This window comes from Streptomyces sp. NPDC058751 (assembly GCF_042746485.1).
Classification (GTDB): Bacteria; Actinomycetota; Actinomycetes; order Streptomycetales; family Streptomycetaceae; genus Streptomyces.
In genome coordinates, this window is the sequence record NZ_JBHYPZ010000026.1 from 96,050 (window position 1) to 114,037 (window position 17,988).

Sequence of the window (17,988 nt, forward strand, 5' to 3'; positions counted from 1 at the left end):
GGGCCCCGGCGAAGGTTGCTCGCCGGGGCCCGGCGTATCCGTTGAGCACCGCTGTTCCGGCGGAAGGGGCGGAGCGCTTCTCAGACCGAGGGCATCGGCAACGAGACGGTCTGGGAAGCGGCTTGTGGCGTCAGGGGGCTCAGAAGCTGAGGTCCAGTGCCTTGACCTTGTCCCGCTCGCGGTCCGGGTGGCTGTCGGGGAAGACGAAGCAGCGGGTGTTCTTCAGCTTGTTGTCCTCGACCTTGGCCGTGGAGAAGATCACCACCGGGACCCGCTCCCCCTTGTTGAGGAAGTCCGCGCGGAAGTCGATGATCGGCGCGTCCTCGCCCCATCGGCCCAGGAAGTCCTCTACGACGTCCTGGTCGGCGTAGATGTGCCGGATGTGGTGGCCGACGTAGGTGTCCGGCTGCTCGCTCGCCCCGACGATCGCGATGTCCTTCCAGTTCGCGTGGGCGACCGTGCCGTCCTCCTCGATGAGATGGATGGCGACCGGGCAGTTGTCGTAGTACGCCTGGATGAACTTGAGCGCGTCCTCACCGACCGGCGTGTAGGACTCGTTGACGTGGTCGACCTGATTGATCCATGCCTGGGCGGTGGAGGAGCCCTCACCCGACGCAGGGGATGGGGTGGGGTGGGTGGTGACCGGTCGCAGGGCCCAGAAGCCGTAGGTCTTGCCGTCGACCTCACCGAAGCCGACGTTGGCGTACCCGGATGCGAAGTCGGGGTTCGTGAAGGTCGCCACCTGGTTCTCAACCGGCCTCCCGGCCGCCAACAGGGCGTCGTGGTCGTCGATACCCAGTGCACCGGCGAGCTTGGTGCCGGCCGCGGCGTTGCCTCCCAGGAGCTCCGCGGCGGCCTTGTTGGCCAGCACCACGGTACCGTCGGCGTCGGTGACCAGCATGCCGGGGGAGGCCCAGTTGAACAGGTCGAGAAGCTGCTCGGAAGAGGGGTAGTTGGACATGGTCGTCTGTCCGCCTTTCTCTTGTCACAAAACCTTGCGGCTGTAGTTGAAGATCTGACCGGTGGGTCCGTTCGACGGGAACTCGGCGATGGTGACGATCCACTCCGCCACGGTGCGCGGCGACTTGAGCCAGTCCGTTCCGAATCCCGCATTGATGGCGCGGATGATCTGGTCGCTCACCTCGCCATCCAGCCCAGCCATCGTCATGGCGGTGGCCACTGGGCCGGGACGTACCTCGTTCGCCACGACGCCGTCGTCGGCGAACTCGACCGAGCACGCTCGCATCAGGGTCGTCATCGCGGCCTTGCTGGCCGCGTACGCCCAGCGTTCGGGCTTGTAGCCGTTCGCCAGGCTCGCCCCGATGAACGTCATTGAGCCTCCGCCGCTCTGTTTGAGCAGCGGAGCCGTTGGCTGGATGAGGTTCAGTGCCGTGCGGACGTTGGTCTCGTAGGTTTCCGCCGCCACCTGCCACTCGACCTTGACCAGGTCGACCGGATCCGGTGAGGCGCCGGCGTTGAGCACCACCGCCTTTACCCTGTCCGCGGCGGCATCGGCGGCGGAGGCGAGAGCGGCCCGTACGGCTTCACCGTCACGCAGGTCGGCGAGGCAGTCGACGTAGCCGTTTTCCTTCGCGAGGGTAGGGTTGCCGCGTCGAGACAGGCCGATGACGTTGTACTTCCGGCGGAGGAACTCCGTTGCCACGGCCGCGCCGATCCCGGACGAGGTTCCGGAGACCACTGCCACCGGGGAGGCGTCGACTCCCATCAAGCGGCCTGGAAGACGGCCGTCTCGATGGCCTTGAGCGTGCGCATGGACTCGATGGTGATGACGCCCGGGTCCAGCTTCTGACCGTGCAGGCGCTCGATCTCGATCACCATCTGGACGAACTGGAGGCTGGTCACCGCGCCCGACTGGATCAGGTCGGTGTCGTCCTGGATGTCGAGCGGCGCCTCGTGCAGGCCGTCGAGCCACTTGCGCAGCGACACTATCTTGCTTTCCACTGCTCTCTCTCCTTCTACCTTGTCCTGAACTCGACAGAAAAGTCGGTGGGATGGGAGAACGACTGGCTCTCCATGCCGAGGCGGTCGCAGGTGATGACGACGTCCGAGCAGCGCTGGACGATCTCCTGGACGAGCAGCGAAAACTCCGTTTTGGCGAGCATTGCTCCTGGGCAGGCGTGTGCTCCGGCCGCGAAGGGAATCGAGCCCTTCAGGCTCCTGCCGGCCTGAAACCGGTCAGGGCGGTCGAAGACCCGAGGGTCGCGATTGGCTCCGGCAATCGAGGTCAGCACCGCCGAGTGCCGCGGTACTTCCACGCCTTGAACGATCAGGTCCTCGCTTGCGAACCGGACGATCGTCTGCACGGGCGGGTACAGCCTCAGCACCTCTTCGATGTACGCGTCGCGGATCGCCTCATCACGAAGTTCGTCCAGGTCGAAGATCCCGCGGCCCAAGCAGTACACGAGCGAGGTGATGAACGCGCTGCTGGTTTCGGTGCCGGCCAGGAAGAACAGCAGCGCCGTGGACCGCACTTCGCCGTCCGTCAGCGAGATGCCCTTACGGTCCCGGGTCCGCTCGATCGTCTCCAGCAGGGACTGTCCGCCGCCGGTCCTGACGGCCCGCTGCTCTTCGATCAGCCGCAGCAGCTCGGCGACGTTGGCGTGCGTCTCGTCGGTCTCCTGGGTGGGATAGTCCAGAAGCCGCGCCAGCGGCCGCGTCAGCTCGTGGAACCGGTCCTCCAGCGAGGCGTCGATACCGAGGATCGTGCACACGATTCCGTACGGCACTTTGTGTGCGAAGGAGTAGTGGAAGTTGTCGGTCTCGATGCCCGCCAGGCTGTCCACCAGGCCGTGAATGAGCCTGGGCATCAACGCCTGTTTGTACTCCGCGATGCGCCCGGCGGACAGAATCGGCGCCAGTAGGGCGCGGAAAGCCCTGTGACTCGGCCCATCGGCGTCGAGCACATTGGGGCCGAAGGCGCGCGCGCTGGCCTTGAGCGGATGCTCCGCCACGATCAAGGGGTGGGTCAGCACTTCCTGCACGGCCGCGTTGCCCGTCACGGCGAAGAGCCCCTCGCCCAGCTGGTGCACGTCAGCCTCTGCCGGCAAGTGCCGGTACCAGTACGGCTGTGACAGAAGACTCGCCGGAGACTCCATCGTCGCTACGCCGGGCATGTCACACGCCCCCCGACGCCCAGGCCGCTGATACCGGCCAGCAGCCGCATCGCTGAGAGCCATTCGGCGTTGGTCAGTCCCATGGAGCCGGGTTCCGTGTAGAACGCGGTGAGCGATCCGCTTCTATCACTGGTCCCATATATTTTGCAGTGGAAAATTGTCTGGCCTCCGAGTCCCCTAGGAGGCGCGGGAGATACGGCTTCGGCACCAGCAAGTTCGACCAGCCCGTCGGTGCCCAGGGCCAGGCTCCCGAAAACAATGGCTATTTCCGGGGTGAAGTTTCGTCGGATGAGCTCGAAGGTCAGCTTCAGGCGTTCTTCGGGGTCGGGCTGCGCGGAATAGCGATCGAGGAGGGCGTTCGCCGCCTCCTGTACTCGTTCAATCCGTCGCTTACTCTGGATGGATTCGAGCGCGACGGAGAACTTCTCTTCCGTGCGATTCTGTGTACTCAAGATTTGATTCCTTGCCTGTGCACGGGGTCTGGCACCTGTGGTTCGGAAATCTGGGCGGGTGCTCAGGAGGTGTAGCCGAAGCGGTCCGAGAGCTCCCTCTTGTTGATCTTTGTGTTTTCCAGGAGCGGCATCGAGGAGACGAAGTGCACCTTCGAGGGCACCATGTAGGCGGGCAGTGCCTCCCTGAGTTGACCCTGCATTTCCAGTTCGGTCATCGCCTTGTCCGGCTCCTCGGCGAACAGGATGATGCGCGGTGTTCCGTTGCGGTCGGGGATCGGCATGACGACCGATCTCATGCTTCCGAGAGAGCGGACGGCCGACTCGATTTCCGCCGGCTCGATTCGGTGGCCGGCGATTTTTACCTGCGCATCTTTGCGGCCGACGAAATGCATGACACCGGTTTGGTCCATACAGCCCTGGTCCCCGGTCAGGTAGACAGGGATCCTGTTTCCGTCGACGGTGATGTGCTGGAAGACTGCGGCTGTCTGGTCGGGAGCGTCCAGATAACCCAGGGCGAGTCCCGAGCCTCCGATGGCGACCTCGCCGATCTCACCGCGCTGGACCGTGGCGCCGTCGCGGATGACATGCAGTTCCGTGCCGGGCACGGGGAGGCCGGCCGGCACACCGAGGGCCGTGTCGGTGTCGTCCAAGGTGACGCGATGGGTCGTTGCGAACACGCAGGACTCGACGGGGCCGTAACCGTTGTACAACTCGATGCCCGGATGGGTGTCGAGGAACTTCCGGCAGGTTGCAGGGGGCGGCCTGTCGCCGCCCAGGAGCACGGCGCGCAGCCCGGCCAGGCAGTCGATGTCGCCGCCCGCGATCACGTCGAAGAGCGATGGCGTGAGGAAGAGGTGGGTGGCGCCGAAGCCACGGACGTAGCCTCGGATCGCCGGCGGCAGGAGGAGATCGTCCTCATGGACAACAGCGGTACCGCCGCTGAGCAGCATGCCCCAGAGTTCCAGGGTGAAGGCGTCCCAGGCGACCGCCGCCGCATTGATCATCACGGGATGCTCGCCGAAGTCCATGAAGCCGTTCGGGGCGAAAAGCCTGGTGGTGGCCCGGTGCGGCGACAGGACCGCCTTCGGGATGCCCGTGCTCCCCGATGTCCAGAACAGGGTCGCGCAGGCGTCCGGCGGGACATCCGGCAGGGCAGCCGACGCCTCGGAGACCGATGACGTCTGCTTCAGGTCTTCGAAGCTTGTGTGACTGATCTGCGCCTGTCGGAGGAGGCTGGAACCCGTGGCGTCCGCCAGCACGACCAGAGGGTGCATGCTGCGCAGGAGCCGAGAGATGCGGGGGAGCGGCCACCTCACGTCGAGGATGCCGTAGGACCCGCCGGCCATGAGCACACCGAGGATGACGGCCGCCAGATCCGGTGACCTACGGGCCGCCACGGGGACGATACTGCCGGGCTGGATACCGCGGCCGATCAAGTCGCGGGCGATGTGACGGGACTTGCTCGCGAGTTCTGCGTAGGTCACTGCACTGTTCGCGGTGACAATGGCGTTCCGGTCGGGAAACTGGCGTGCGACCCGTCCGAATGCTTCGTGGATGGTTATCTCTGCATTGGCCCTGCCGAACATGCTGCTGCGCACGGTCGATCCTCCATCGGCGTGGTGATAGCCGGTGAACGTACCGGTGAATGTTATCGGCGGGATTCAGTCGAATTTCATCGACGACGGAAGGATGGAACCGGGTGCGAGGTCGAGTCGCGGAGGAGCAGAGAATTCCATGAGAACGGCGCCCTCCTCGCCGACGAATGTGGCCGTGTGGCGCTGACGCGAAGGTATGTAGGCCACGTCGCCGGCGTTGAGCTCGTACTCGGTTCCTTCGCAGATGAAGCGGATCGAACCCTCGGTGACCACGACCCACTGCTCGTTCTCATGCCAGTGCGGCGGGAGGTTCAGGTCTCCGGACTGGTCGGCGACCACCTTCAGGCAGGACATCTCCTGACCGAAAGCGAAGCGCCGTGAAAGTGCGATTCCTTCGGCCTTCAGTTCCTCGTGGTCATCCCAGTTAATCTTCATCAGATTCCTCCTTGCTGACACACAGGATGGACATCGTGGATGTTTTTGCATCGGTGACGCATTGCTTCGGGTGAATGCTTTCTTCGCTGGACCAGACGCTACGTAACAGCGAAGTTACTTTCAATGGCCATCTCAAATATTGAGCAGCGCATTAGGGAGCTGCATGATGTTCCCTGTTGCAAGTTGGCCGATACTCCTATTGTGGGCTTCCGGCATTTTCTGCCTCGCGCTGCTCCGCCGGCCGGCCGTCGGGCGAGTCCAGGACGCGATCGGGAAGGCGCATCCCCATGACGACAGGGATGACGAATACGAGGAGCAGTGCGTAGAAGGCGGCCCGCAGGCCGCTCGAATCAGCCAACCACCCGAACGCGGGTGAACACAGGCCGCCTGCGGCCATGGCGAGCCCCAGAGTCAGACCGCTCGCCGTCCCTGGACGGTTGGGCAAGTAGTCCTGTGCGAGCGTGACTTGTGCCGCGAAGGGCAGGAACATGGCTGTGCCGAACACGACGGTGCTTGCCACGAGCACGGGGAATGCCGGCGCCCAGGCGATGCCCACCAAGGCGGGGAGTGCCACCAGGTATCCGATCCGCACCGAGGTCATCCGGCCGTACTTGTCGCCGACCCAGCCGCCGAGCAGCGTGCCCACCGCTCCCGCCGCCGTGTAGGAGGTCAGCGTGGCGGCCCCTGCGGCTGTGGACTGGCCCAGATCACGCTGCGCGTGCAGTGACACCAGCGAGGTGACCGTGACGAAGGGGATGGACCACCCGATGATGACGACCACCAAGCGGGCGAAGGAGCGCCAGTCGTCCGACCGTCGTGGCTGGTTCGCCGTCGACCTCGCTGATGCACCGACCACCAGCGGAGTCGCCTCCACGTAGCCCTGCCGGCGCATCCAGGGCCCCTTGAGCCCCCACAGGAACAGCATGACCAGGGCGGGGACCGCCAGCAGGTAACTGCCGTCGAATCCCGCCGATCCGATCACGAGAGTCACCAGCGATGGTGCGATGGAGCCGCCTACGGTTCCGCCTACGGAGAAGATGCTCATGGCCTTCTGTGAGGAGCCGCCGGCGGCACGGGCCTGGCTCGTCGCGGGCGGGTGGTAGGCCGCGATGCCGATCCCCGCCAAGGCGACACAGAGCCAGGTGATCATGTAGTTGCCGGACAGCCCGGCCGCCACCACCCCCAGGGCCGCAGTGATGAATCCGGCCGGTACGAGCCAGGTCCGCGGCTTTCGGTCGGAGAGGACGCCGAAGAGCGGCTGGAACAGGCTGGAGACGCCACTGGACGCAAACGCCAGGCCGGAGATCGCCGCGTAGCTGTAGTGACGCTCGGACATCAGGAACGGCAGCATCGCGGGGATCGCTCCCTGATACAGGTCGTTGACCGCGTGCGTACCGGCCAGGAAGCCGAGTTGCCCTTTTTTCATCGAAAAGTCTGTCCTGTTCGCCGTGATGCATACCCAATAGACCTCAGGTACTCAGGTCCTCTGAGGTGTTACCTTAGCGAGTGCTGCGAGGCATCGAAAGTCCTTACCCGTGAGGGGTGTTGGGCTCGCCGCGCACGCCGTGCACTCTCTGCTCCCCGCTGCCCCGAGAGAGACCGCAGCATGCCCGGGCGGCCGGCAAGCCGCCCTCACCGCTGCCGACGGGCCTTCCTGTCGGACGAGGCATTCACGCAAAGGAGCTTGTGATGAGCATCAACGCCCGTGTTCGGGTGTCAGAAGGACTTGCTGCACTGGAGGAGGAGCCAACGCGGCTCGCCGGGACGCTGGACCGTATCTGCACAGGCTGGGCCCACGGCTCGGGGGCGGCGGCACTGACTGTGCCGCCGTTGTTGCCGGTGGCTGACCTCGCCACGCTCGATGTCTACCGGAACTTCCCTCAGCTCGCCCTCGTCTCTTCGGCCCTGGACGTTGCCACGGCAGGGACCGAGCAGATCGAGCAGGAGGCCGCCTCGGGAGGGTTCGCGCCCGGCTCACTGCGCTCAGCCGGTCTGGCACTCCCCTCCAGCGCCTGCTACGGGGTGTACCTCCACTTCAGGGGTCGGCAGGTGGCGGGGGGCGGAGAGCTGGTGACCTTGCTGGGGCAGTGCTTCCGTAACGAGGATCACTTCGACGGACTCCGTCGGCTCAAGGCATTCCGGATGCGCGAGGTCGTGGCGCTGGGAACCCCGGACCAGGTCACGGCCCACCTCGGTCACTCCGCCCACTTCCTGGAGACCCTGGCCGGTGAGATCGGTCTGCCATGGGAACGCCGCGCGGCCTCCGACCCCTTCTACGACCAGTCCGGGGAACGCGCCACCTTCCAGCAGATCGTCCCGGTCAAACACGAGTACGTGTACAAGGGCATGGCCATCGCCTCCGTGAACACGCACCACACCTTCTTCGGTGAGCGATGCTCCATATCGCTGCCCAACGGCGCCCCCGCGTCCACCAGCTGTGTCGGTTTCGGGATCGAGCGCTGGCTTCACGCCCTGGCCGATCACTTCGACGGGGACTGGGGTCAGGCTCAGGAGGCTGTCGAGAAGGCCGAGAAGTCGCTGTCCTGAGGAAGTGCACGCGGCGGAGTGCTCCGGTGGGAGCGCACCGCCGCGACAACCTTCTCAGCCGACTTGTGGTTTGACCGGGCGGTTGGCCCTCACACTCCAACGCCCATCGACGCGGGTGAGGAGAATGGGGTGATCGAAGCACTTGCTGACCTGGTCGCTGGTCAGGACCTCATCGGCGGGACCGGACGCCAGACAACGCCCGTCACGCAGCAGCATCACATGGGTCGTCCCGGGAGGCAGCTCCTCCAGATGGTGGGTGACCAGGACCGATGCGAGATCCGGGTAGGCGTGTTGAAGCATGTCGATCCGTTCGATGAGCTGCTCGCGGCCGGCGACGTCAAGGCCGGTCGCGGGCTCGTCGAGCAGCAGCAGTTGCGGGCTGGGCATGAGAGCCCGGGCGATCAATGCACGGCCCCGTTCCCCTTGGGACAGGGTCGGCCAGCGTGCACTGTGCCGATCACCGAGGCCGAGCAGGCCGATGAGACGATCGGCATCGGCGACCTGCTCGGATGTCGGGGCCCAGCGGGGCACGCGTTCGATGGTGTTGGTCAGTCCGGTCAGGACAACGTCCTCGACCTTGAGGGGCGAGCGCAGATCGTGCCGCGGGTTCACGTGGCCGACGTAAGAACGCAGTTGCCGTGTGTCGACCCGCCCCAGCCGGTGGCCCAGCACCTCCACGATGCCGCGAGTGGGGTGCGCGAGCGCCCCGAGGAGACTGAGCAGGGTGCTCTTGCCCGCCCCGTTGGCGCCGAGCAGGGCCCAGTGCTCACCGGCTCGTACGGTCAGCGATACCTCACGCAGAATCGGATTGCCGTCGCGGACGACGGCCACATCTTCCACGCGGAGTACCGGGGCTCCGCTCACGAGGAGGCCCGACCGGAGCGGTTGACGGCGGACATGACGGCGTGGACCGATGCGGTCAGAACCGAGGTATCCCAGCCCGCTCCCCAGCAGGTGACCTCGTTCACGCGACACTCGGCGTATGCGACGGCGGGACTGCCCGGTCCTGTGCTGGTGGAGTGCTCGGTGTAGCTGAGGATGTCGACGGTGATTCCGACGTTCCGGAGCGCATCGGCGAGGGCGGACAGGGGCCCGTTTCCGGTGCCCCGGCAGGCGCGCTCCTGTCCGCTGATGTGCAGTGTGCAGGTGAACTGGTGCTCGCCGGGAGTTGGTTCCGCGGCACTCCAGGACACCAGGGTGACGGGGCCGTCCAGTGCCGGGGTGATGTACGTGGTGCGGAAGAGCTCCCACAGCTCCTTGTGGGACAGCTCCTGACCGGTGGCGTCGGTGACCTGCTGGACCGCGCTGGAGAAGTCCGGGCGCATCGTCTGGGGCAGGTCCAGGCCGTGGTGGGTGTGCAGCAGGTGGGCGATGCCTCCCTTGCCGGACTGGGAGTTGATGCGGATGACTTCCTCGTAGGTGCGCCCGATGTCGCCCGGGTCGATGGGCAGATACGGCACGGCCCATGGAGCTTCCTCGACGGGCAGGCCCTTCTCGGCGGCCTGCTTGGCATGGTGGGCCATGCCCTTGGCGATGGCGTCCTGGTGGGTGCCGGAGAAGGCCGTGTGGACGAGGTCGCCCCCGTAGGGGTGGCGAGGGTGGACCGGCAGCCGGTTGCAGTACTCCACCGCTTCGCGCACCGCGTCGATGTCGGAGAAGTCGATCATGGGGTTCACGCCCTGTGCGTACAGGTTCAGCGCCAGGGTCACCAGGTCGACGTTCCCGGTGCGCTCGCCGTTGCCGAACAGGCAGCCCTCCACGCGCTGCGCCCCTGCCAGGACGGCGAGTTCGGCACAGGCGACGCCGGTGCCGCGGTCGTTGTGCGGGTGGACCGACAGAATCACGGACTCGCGGCGCGCCAGGTTGCGGTTCATGTACTCGATCTGGTCCGCGTAGACATTGGGAGTGGCGATCTCCACCGTCGCGGGCAGGTTGTGGACCACCGGCCGGTCCGGACTCGCTTCCCACAGCTCGGTCAGGCTGTTACACACGTCCAGGACGAAGTCCGGCTCGGTGAGGTTGAAGACCTCTGGGGAGAACTCGAACCGGATGTCGGCACCCGGCCGTTCTTCGGCACGGCGCATCAGGTAGGTGGCGGCATCCCGGACCAGCTCGTGGACTTCGGCGCGGGAGCGGCCCAACACCACGTCCCGCCACGTGGGGGCGGTCGCGGTGTAGAGGTGCACGAGGGTGCGCGGGAGCCCCTCGACGGAGGCGACGGTCCGGTCGATCAGGTCCTGGCGGGCCGCGGTGAACACGGAGACGGTCACGTCATCGGGGACAGCGCCGCTGTCGGCCAGGTGACGCACGAAGTCGAAGTCGGTCTGGCTGGCCGAGGGGTAACCGACCTCGATCTCCTTGAAGCCCATGGTGACTAAGAGGTCGAACATCCGGCGCTTGCGCTCCGTGTCCATCGGCTCGGCCAGGGCCTGGTTCCCGTCGCGCAGGTCGACCGGCACCCACAGCGGAGCCCGCTCGAGCCGGCGCGACGGCCAGGTCCTGTCCGTCAGGGGCAGGGCGACCCGCCGCTCTGCGGGCTGGTAGCGGTGATGGGGCATCGCGCTCGGGCGCTGGGGGTTCCACCGGGGCGCATCAGCCGGGATGCCACCGGAGGGAGTGCGCAGGGTGGGAAACACCGCGTTCTGGAAGGAGGAAGCCATCGTGCAGAACTTCTTTCAGTCGGCCATACGATGACCGGCACAGCCCGGTACCCCGCTGCGGGGTGCCGGTCGTGTCAGACCCCGCAGCGGCAACCGAGGAGAAGAAGCTCGTGCAGCAGCATGGGGGTACAGTAACGACAACTCAGCTCCTCAGACAACCCGAGAGGCGCGGGAAGGTGAATTTCACATGTCACTAGGTGCGTTGCGGCCGTCCCCTTTGGTCGAGCAAGCTACTGAACACCTGCGTGAACAGATCACCGGAGGCGAATGGGCCGTCGGGACGAAGCTCCCCGGCGAGACCACTCTGGCCAAGTCCCTTGGCGTGGGGCGCTCAACCGTTCGTGAAGCCCTGCGGGCACTGGCCGGCGCCGGTCTGGTGCAGGCACGCCAGGGAGCCGGTGTCTTCGTCATCGCGGCCAAGCCCAAGGAGGACTGGGCCACCCAACTCCGCCAGGCAGTCATCACCGATGTCTACGAGGTCCGCATGCTCGTCGAGGTCGAAGCCGCGCAGTTGGCCGCGCAGCGCCGAACCGACGACGACATCGCCGCCCTGCATGATGCCCTGGCCAGGCGCCGCGACGCCGGGAACGCCGGCAATGCCGAGTTCGTCGAGGCCGACATCGCCCTGCACGAGGCCGTGGTCGTCGCGGCGCACAACCCGGTGCTCACCGGATTGTTCATCGAGTTCGTACCTGTGCTGCAACGTCGGCTGCTCGATCTGGTCGAGCTGCTCGACCTGCGCTCCGACGACCCGAACCACGGCGACGAGGGGCACACCGTACTGATCGACGCCGTGGTGCAGGGGGACGCCGAGGCGGCCGGACGCGCGCTGCGGGACGAGCTCGAGCAAACTCTCGCCCTGCTCCACTCCCTCTGACCTCGTCCGCCCTTCGGAGAACGGTAGTCATGCTCGACGCCGAACCGTGGATACGGTATTTTCCCGTCTCTGCAGCGCCCACCACGCCCTGGACGGTCCTCTTCTTCCCGCACTCAGGCGGCTCCGCCGGCTCCTATCAGCACCTGGCGGCGCAGCTGGCCGACGTGGCGCGGACGGCGTGTGTCCAGTACCCCGGGCGCGCGGAACGCCAGCAAGAACCCCTTTTCGCAGATGTCCACGTCCTCGCGGATCAGGTGGCTGAAGCACTCGCCCGGGTAGGCCGGGGCGGACCGGTGATCTTCTTCGGTCACAGCCTGGGGGCGGCGGTGGCCTACGAGGTCGTCCTACGAGTGCCTGACCAGCGGCAGACCGTCCTTGTGGTCTCCGGGCATCCTGCTCCTTCTCGTATGAGGCTGCCTGCCTTCGACCCCGTCGACGATGGCTCAAAGGACCCTGACGAGCCGCTGGTCGAGCTGATCAGATCGCTGGGCGGTGCCGATGCCAGCCTTCTGGATCATCCGCTGCTCCGTCGAATGTTCCTGCCCGTCATATCCAGTGACCTCATGGCGCACAGCCGTTACCGCCCCGAAGCCGACTCGGCTGTGAACTGTCCCATCATCGCTCTCATGGGGACCACGGATCCGCTCACCAACTCCCTGGACGTACAGGCATGGCAGCAGCACACGTCCTCGACGTTGCGAGTGCACGCGCTCCCTGGGGGGCACTTCTTCACCAACGAGCACACCGGGGAAGTTGCCGACATCTTGCGCTGCGTCATGACCACTGATCGGGACTGCAAGACGTTCGGTGTAACTCCCGGTCATGGAAGATGCATCGATGACCAGTGAGAACGTGTCCGAGTCCGGAGCCGTCGAGCCCTCGAAGGCCGTGTCGGTGAAGGCCGTGGACGACCAGTTGATCGACGAGCCGGTGCACCGGGCCCAGGCCAGGGGGCTGCGGCTGACCGGTGGGGGCGGGCTGCTGCAGCATCTGACCAAGCGGCTGCTGGAGTCCGCCCTGGAGGGCGAGATCACCGACCACCTCGGCTACGGCAAGCACGGTCCGGCGGGTAAGGACGGCGGCAACTCCCGCAACGGCAAACGCTCCAAGACGGTGCTGACCGACGTCGGCCCGGTGGAGATCACCGTGCCCCGCGACCGGGACGGCTCCTTCGGGCCGAGGATCGTCAAGAAGCGGCAGAAGCGCCTGACCGGTGTCGACGAGATGGTCATCTCACTGGCCGTGAAGGGTCTGACCACCGGCGAGGTCCAGGCCCACCTCGCGGAGGTCTATGGCACCGAGGTCTCCCTCCAGACCATCTCCACCATCACCGACCAGGTCCTCGAGGGGCATGGCCGAATGGCAGAGCCGCCCCCTCGACGCCGTCTATCCAGTGATCTCCTTCGCAAACGCGTCCTGCTCGCACAATGAGGCAGACCATCCGGATCACAAGATCGTCGACAGAACCAAGATCCGCGACGGCGCGGTCGCCAACCGGCCCGTCTACGTGGCCCTGGCCGTCACCGCCGAGGGCCGGCGGGAGATCCTGGGGCTGTGGGCCGGCGACGGCGGCGAGGGCGCCAAGCACTGGCTGCACATCCTCACCGAGATCAAGAACCGCGGCGTCAGTGACGTCCTCATCCTCGTCCGCGACGGGCTCAAGGACCTGCCCGAGGCGGTGGAGACGGTCTGGCCCAGGACGATCGTGCAGACGTGCGTGGTCCACCTGCTGCGGAACTCCTTCCGCTATGCCGCCCGTCAGCACTGAGACAAGATCGCCAAGCTTCTCAAGTCCGTCTCACGGCGCCGACCGAGGAGGCCGCCCTGGAGCGGTTCGCGGAGTTCGCCAACGCCCGGGGCAGGAAGTATCCGGCGATCGTGAAACTCTGGGAGAACACGTGGGTGGGGGTGCCCCCGGACGGAGTCTGGGGGGAGTTCACCCCGTTCCTGCGCTTCGACACCGAGATCCGGCGCATCGTCTGCACGACGAACGCGATCGAGTCGGTCAACGCGCGCATCCGGCGGGCGGTCAAGGCCCGCGGGCACTTCCCCAACGAGCAGGCCGCGCTGAAGTGCGTCTACGCGGCGATCATGTCGCTCGATCCCACCGGCAGGGGCCAGGCCCGCTGGACCATGCGCTGGAAGACCGCACCGAACGCCTTCGACACCACCTTCGACGGCCGCCTCTCAGCCGCCCGCCAGTAACCCTCAACTACCCCAGTTGCACGACTCGTTTGGCAGTCCCGGTCCCCGCGGTTCGCCGCGGCCGCTCAGCCGATGCGCGTCCCCGCGCCGCCGACGCGGACACGGGGGTCGCCCGCGCGCAGTGTCACCGTGAGTTCGCCGGGGCGGCCCAGGTCCTCGCCCTGGTGGAGGGTGAGGACGGCGTCCTCGGGGACCAGGCCGAGTTCACGGGCGTACGCGCCGAACGCGGCGGCCGCGGCACCGGTCGCCGGGTCCTCGACGACACCGCCGACGGGGAAGGGGTCACGGACGTGGAAGACGGTGGCCGACTCCCGCCAGACCAGCTGGACCGTGGTCAGGTCCAGGCGGTGCATCAGGGCTTCGAGGCGTGCGAAGTCGTACGCGAGATCCGCGAGTCGGGCGCGCGTCGCCGCCGCCAGTACGAGGTGGCGGGCGCCGGCGAAAGCGACGCGGGGCGGGAAGGCGGGGTCGAGATCGCCGGCCGGCCAGTCGAGCGCGGCGAGCGCCTCCGTGAGGTCGGCGTCGGCGATCTCCTCGATGTGCGGCTCGACGCTGGTGAGCGTGGCCCGGACCGTCCCGTTCTCCTGGGTGACCTCCACCGGCACGACGCCGGCGGGCGTCGCGAACACCAGCTCACCGGGCCCGATCCGCTCGGCCAGCGCGACGGCGGTGGCGACCGTGGCGTGCCCGCAGAACGGCACCTCGGCCTTCGGGCTGAAGTAACGGACGGTGTAGGCGCGTCCCTCCTGACCGCCGAGACCCTCGGGGGGTGCGGTCAGGAACGCGGACTCCGAGTATCCGAGGTCGGCGGCGACGGCCAGCATGTCGCCGTCGTCCAGGGCCGCGGCGTCCAGGACGACGCCGGCGGGGTTTCCGCCGTCGGGGGTGCTGGAGAAGGCGGTGTAGCGCAGTATCTCGGGACGCGGCGCGTTCGTTGTCATGATCGTGGAACGCGGCGCATCCGGCGGTTGTTCCCGGGAGTTGACTCGGCGGAAGAACTTCCCCGGCGCCGGATCCCGGCGGCCGCGGACCGCACCGCGAAGCGTCCGCCGTGTCCCGCGCCCCACGTGGGCGTGCGCGGCGCCCACGTGCGAGGGTGCGGCAGGGTGCACCGATTGCCGTGTTCATGGCTGATATACGCTGCGACCACTTCATGAGACCAAGCCTGGGGGGGCCTTCCACATGATCATGCATTCGCGCGCGCTTCTGGGGAGCGCGCTGGTTCCCGTGTTCGCGCTGACGGTGACCGCGCCGTGCGCCCACGCGGTCCCGTCCACCGCCGCGACCACGAGCAATGCTGCCGCCGCCGCGGTCGCCGTGGGGTCAGGTCCCTGGGCCACGCCGAAGCAACTGCCCGGCGTCACCCGGGTGATCGACCTCCAGTCGTCGCGGGGCGGCACCCTGGCGGGACTCTTCGAGCAGGGCGGCAGGACCGTCCTCTCGGTCAGGGCCGCGGGCAGCTCGGCCTGGGGTTCCGTCGAGCCCGCCCCCGGCGCGACGCTCCACCGCACGGACGACGGCGCCCTCGTCCTCCTGTGGTGGGAGAAGGCCACGGACGCGACGAGCGGCACGCTGCGGATGTCCCGGCTGGCACCCGACGCCACCGCCTTCGGGCCCGCGGAGGTCGTCGCGACCGGCTCCCCGGCCGTCGACGGCCACTACCGGGGAACTGCCGTCACCACTGTCGCGGCGGGCCCCACCGGCCGCCAGGCCGTCGCCTGGATGGACGGGGACCACCGGCTCACCGTGGCCGAGCGCCCCGGGCCGACGGGCGCCTGGTCCGCGCCCACGGTCCTCGACCGGCTCCCCGAGCCGATCGTCCGGCCCGACAACGTCTACGACTTCCACATGCGGGACCTGCGCCTCGCCGTCGCCGAGGACGGTGCCCTCGGGCTGGTCTGGGGCGGGGACAGCTACTACACGGGGGACGGGGTCGACCCGGACCCCACCGCGTACCAGTGGCACTACAAGTACCTGGAGAAGGCGGCCGGTTCGGCCTCCTGGACCGCCCCGCGGGATCTGCCACAGCTCGGTGAGAAGCCCCGGCTCGTCACGCTCGCGGCCCACCCCCAGGGCGGTTTCCAGCTGCTCTCCTTCAACAACTACGCCCGCAAGGCGGCCGGGGCGGCGAACTGGGGTCCGGCCGAGAGCACCGGGATCTACTCGAACGGCACCCGCCCCGCCGAGCTGCTCACCGCCCCGAACGGCGATGTCACGGCGGTCGGTTCGGGCTCCAGGGGCCCGGCCGTCGCCACGCGCCCCGCGACCGGCGGCGGCTGGAAGGCACCGCAGGACCTGGCCGGTGACACCGAGGCCGGCTCGTTCTCCAGCACCCGGACGGCGGACGGTTCGCTGGTCGTCACGTACACCCAGAAGCGCTTCGTCTCGGGCCGCACGGTCCGGCGCGACTTCGTCGCCCAGACCGTCGGCGTCGGCAGTGCGTCCAAGCCGCGCACCCTCAACTCCCTGACGGACGGGACCACCAGCGCGGGCCGGGTGGCGACCGACGACAAGGGGCGCCCGGTGGCGGTCTGGACGCAGTCCGCGGCCGACGGCTCCTCGCCCGTCGCGTTCACCGCGACCACGGCCGCCCGTGCCCTGCCCAAGTGGCACGACTACGCCGACAGCACCCGCTCGGACGTCCTGGGCACCGGCCGCAGCGACACGATGAACCTGCTGACGCAGGACGGCGCCAACCCGCTCCGCACGTTCCAGGCGCGGCCCTGGGCGGAGGAGACCCGGATCGTGCCGTTCGGCGACTTCGACGGGAACCGCTGCAACGACCTCGTCGTACGGATGCCCGGCGGCGAGGCGAGGCTCTACACCCCCGTGTGCGGCGGCCTGCCCGCGCCCGACTCCGCCTACCGGCGGCTGTCGCGGGACTGGAGCGCGTACGACACCCTGCTCTCCGGCGGAGACCAGACCGGCGACGGCCGCCCGGACCTGCTGGCCCGCGACAAGGCCTCCGGTGACCTCTACCTGTACGCCCACAACGGCACCGACGGCTTCCTGCCGCGCGTGAGGATCCGCTCCGCCTGGACGGGTTACAAGCGCGTCATCGGCGCCGGCGACCTCGACGGCGACGGGCTCGGTGACGTGCTCGCCCTCGACGGCTCCGGAAAGCTCTGGCGCTACAACGGCACGCGCACCGGCAGACTCAAGGACCGCGTCCAGGTGTTCAAGGACTGGGGCCGCACCTACAAGGACGTCATCGGCGCGGGCGACGTCGACGGCGACGGCAGGAACGACCTCGTCTCCCGCGACACCTCCGACAACCTCTGGCTCAACGCGGGAACGGGCACGGGCACCTTCAAGAGCCGTGTCCAGGCGGGGGATCCGACGTACTGGAAGTCCTGGGCGTCACTCGCCTGACACGTCCACGCGTCACTGCGGTCACGGGGCGTCGGCCACCCCGGCGCCCCAGCCCCGAAGCGGGATTCGGTCCAGGTCGTCGCTTCCCGGCAGGCAGCGACCGCGGAGACGGACGAAGGCGGTGGGGCGGGGCCGACGCGGAAGGAAGTCCTTGATCCTTTCAGCGCATTCGCGCGGGCTCGACGTGCTCGTGTCGCACTCCAGGTCGTAGTCGCCGTGCCGGTGCACGAGGTCGTACTGGTGCGCGGCCAGGCCCTGCGGACGGTCTCCGCGCGCCTGTTCCCGACGTACGAGTTCGTCCAACGGACAGTGGACGCCCACGAACAGCACGTCCTCGGCGGGAAGGACCGACAGGCAGTCGAGCAGCCGCCACCGCTCGCTGAGCACATGGTCCACGACGACGTCGTTGCCGACCTCGGACATGGCCGCGATCGAGCGGTGGAAGCCCATCCGGGTCCGCCGGAGCGCGGATTCGAGTTCCTCCGCTCCGAGGCTTCGCCTGGTCCGCATCGCGTTGAAGCCGTCCACCGCCAAGTGGAAGAAGACACCGTCGTCGAGGACGTCGAGCAGTTCACGGGCGATGCTCGACTTTCCCGAACTGGACGTGCCGTTGAGGAAGATGATGCGGCCGGCTGTCATACGGGCATGATCACACGGCCGTCGCCCTAGAGTGGTCTGCCGTGAACCGCGATTCGACATCCCCCGGCGGCA

General features: G+C 67.7%; 16 protein-coding genes and 1 pseudogene. 5 read left to right on the forward strand and 12 right to left on the reverse strand.

What is annotated here, in order from left to right; genetic code table 11:
- Positions 1–139: 139 nt before the first annotated feature.
- The 8 genes from ACFW6B_RS24025 to ACFW6B_RS24060 all read right to left on the reverse strand — a co-directional run bounded on the left by ACFW6B_RS24025 (position 140) and on the right by ACFW6B_RS24060 (position 7,042).
- Positions 140–961, reverse strand: a complete 822-nt coding sequence (locus tag ACFW6B_RS24025) for a PAS domain-containing protein (protein ID WP_386598598.1) — start codon at positions 959–961, stop codon at positions 140–142.
- Between the two features lie 24 nt (positions 962–985).
- A complete protein-coding gene (locus ACFW6B_RS24030; RefSeq protein WP_386598599.1) occupies positions 986–1,705 on the reverse strand; it encodes an SDR family oxidoreductase in 720 nt (239 codons plus the stop codon).
- Positions 1,706–1,725: 20 nt separating this feature from the next.
- Entirely contained in the window at positions 1,726–1,962 is a 237-nt protein-coding gene (locus ACFW6B_RS24035; RefSeq protein ID WP_362971631.1) for an acyl carrier protein, read from the reverse strand.
- Positions 1,963–1,976: 14 nt separating this feature from the next.
- On the reverse strand, positions 1,977–3,050 hold the full coding sequence (locus tag ACFW6B_RS24040) for a cytochrome P450 (protein WP_386598601.1): 1,074 nt from the start codon (positions 3,048–3,050) through the stop codon (positions 1,977–1,979).
- A gap of 71 nt (positions 3,051–3,121) precedes the next feature.
- A complete protein-coding gene (locus ACFW6B_RS24045) occupies positions 3,122–3,586 on the reverse strand; it encodes a hypothetical protein (protein ID WP_386598602.1) in 465 nt (154 codons plus the stop codon).
- A gap of 62 nt (positions 3,587–3,648) precedes the next feature.
- A complete protein-coding gene (locus ACFW6B_RS24050; RefSeq protein WP_386598603.1) occupies positions 3,649–5,184 on the reverse strand; it encodes an AMP-binding protein in 1,536 nt (511 codons plus the stop codon).
- Between the two features lie 63 nt (positions 5,185–5,247).
- Complete coding sequence (locus tag ACFW6B_RS24055) at positions 5,248–5,616, reverse strand: cupin domain-containing protein (RefSeq protein ID WP_386598604.1); 369 nt, start codon at positions 5,614–5,616, stop codon at positions 5,248–5,250.
- A gap of 196 nt (positions 5,617–5,812) precedes the next feature.
- On the reverse strand, positions 5,813–7,042 hold the full coding sequence (locus ACFW6B_RS24060) for an MFS transporter (RefSeq protein WP_386598605.1): 1,230 nt from the start codon (positions 7,040–7,042) through the stop codon (positions 5,813–5,815).
- Positions 7,043–7,305: 263 nt separating this feature from the next.
- Here ACFW6B_RS24060 and ACFW6B_RS24065 point away from each other — a divergent pair, with 263 nt between their 5' ends.
- Complete coding sequence (locus ACFW6B_RS24065; protein ID WP_386598606.1) at positions 7,306–8,163, forward strand: hypothetical protein; 858 nt, start codon at positions 7,306–7,308, stop codon at positions 8,161–8,163.
- Positions 8,164–8,217: 54 nt separating this feature from the next.
- Here ACFW6B_RS24065 and ACFW6B_RS24070 read toward each other — a convergent pair whose 3' ends face one another.
- Complete coding sequence (locus tag ACFW6B_RS24070) at positions 8,218–9,003, reverse strand: ABC transporter ATP-binding protein (protein WP_386598607.1); 786 nt, start codon at positions 9,001–9,003, stop codon at positions 8,218–8,220.
- Positions 9,004–9,023: 20 nt separating this feature from the next.
- Positions 9,024–10,823: a 2-isopropylmalate synthase gene (gene leuA, locus ACFW6B_RS24075; protein ID WP_386598608.1), complete on the reverse strand. Its 1,800-nt coding sequence runs from the start codon at positions 10,821–10,823 to the stop codon at positions 9,024–9,026.
- Positions 10,824–11,010: 187 nt separating this feature from the next.
- Here leuA and ACFW6B_RS24080 point away from each other — a divergent pair, with 187 nt between their 5' ends.
- The 3 genes and pseudogenes from ACFW6B_RS24080 to ACFW6B_RS24090 all read left to right on the forward strand — a co-directional run bounded on the left by ACFW6B_RS24080 (position 11,011) and on the right by ACFW6B_RS24090 (position 13,905).
- Positions 11,011–11,700, forward strand: coding sequence for a FadR/GntR family transcriptional regulator (locus ACFW6B_RS24080; RefSeq protein ID WP_386598609.1), 690 nt, complete (start codon positions 11,011–11,013; stop codon positions 11,698–11,700).
- A 29-nt stretch (positions 11,701–11,729) separates the two neighbouring features.
- On the forward strand, positions 11,730–12,548 hold the full coding sequence (locus ACFW6B_RS24085; RefSeq protein WP_386598611.1) for a thioesterase II family protein: 819 nt from the start codon (positions 11,730–11,732) through the stop codon (positions 12,546–12,548).
- Positions 12,538–13,905 (forward strand): annotated as a pseudogene (locus ACFW6B_RS24090) (IS256 family transposase). The gene ACFW6B_RS24085 and the pseudogene ACFW6B_RS24090 overlap by 11 nt, the downstream one beginning before the upstream one ends.
- A 65-nt stretch (positions 13,906–13,970) precedes the next feature.
- Here the strand turns inward: ACFW6B_RS24090 and ACFW6B_RS24095 are convergent.
- Positions 13,971–14,846: a PhzF family phenazine biosynthesis protein gene (locus ACFW6B_RS24095; RefSeq protein ID WP_386598612.1), complete on the reverse strand. Its 876-nt coding sequence runs from the start codon at positions 14,844–14,846 to the stop codon at positions 13,971–13,973.
- Positions 14,847–15,087: 241 nt separating this feature from the next.
- Here ACFW6B_RS24095 and ACFW6B_RS24100 point away from each other — a divergent pair, with 241 nt between their 5' ends.
- Complete coding sequence (locus tag ACFW6B_RS24100; RefSeq protein ID WP_386598613.1) at positions 15,088–17,277, forward strand: FG-GAP repeat domain-containing protein; 2,190 nt, start codon at positions 15,088–15,090, stop codon at positions 17,275–17,277.
- Positions 17,278–17,298: 21 nt separating this feature from the next.
- On the opposite strand, the gene ACFW6B_RS24105 is transcribed toward ACFW6B_RS24100, so the two are convergent.
- The gene (locus ACFW6B_RS24105) at positions 17,299–17,916 is read right to left on the reverse strand and encodes a chloramphenicol phosphotransferase CPT family protein (protein ID WP_386598614.1); all 618 of its coding nucleotides are present in this window, start codon (positions 17,914–17,916) and stop codon (positions 17,299–17,301) included.
- Positions 17,917–17,988: the final 72 nt, after the last annotated feature.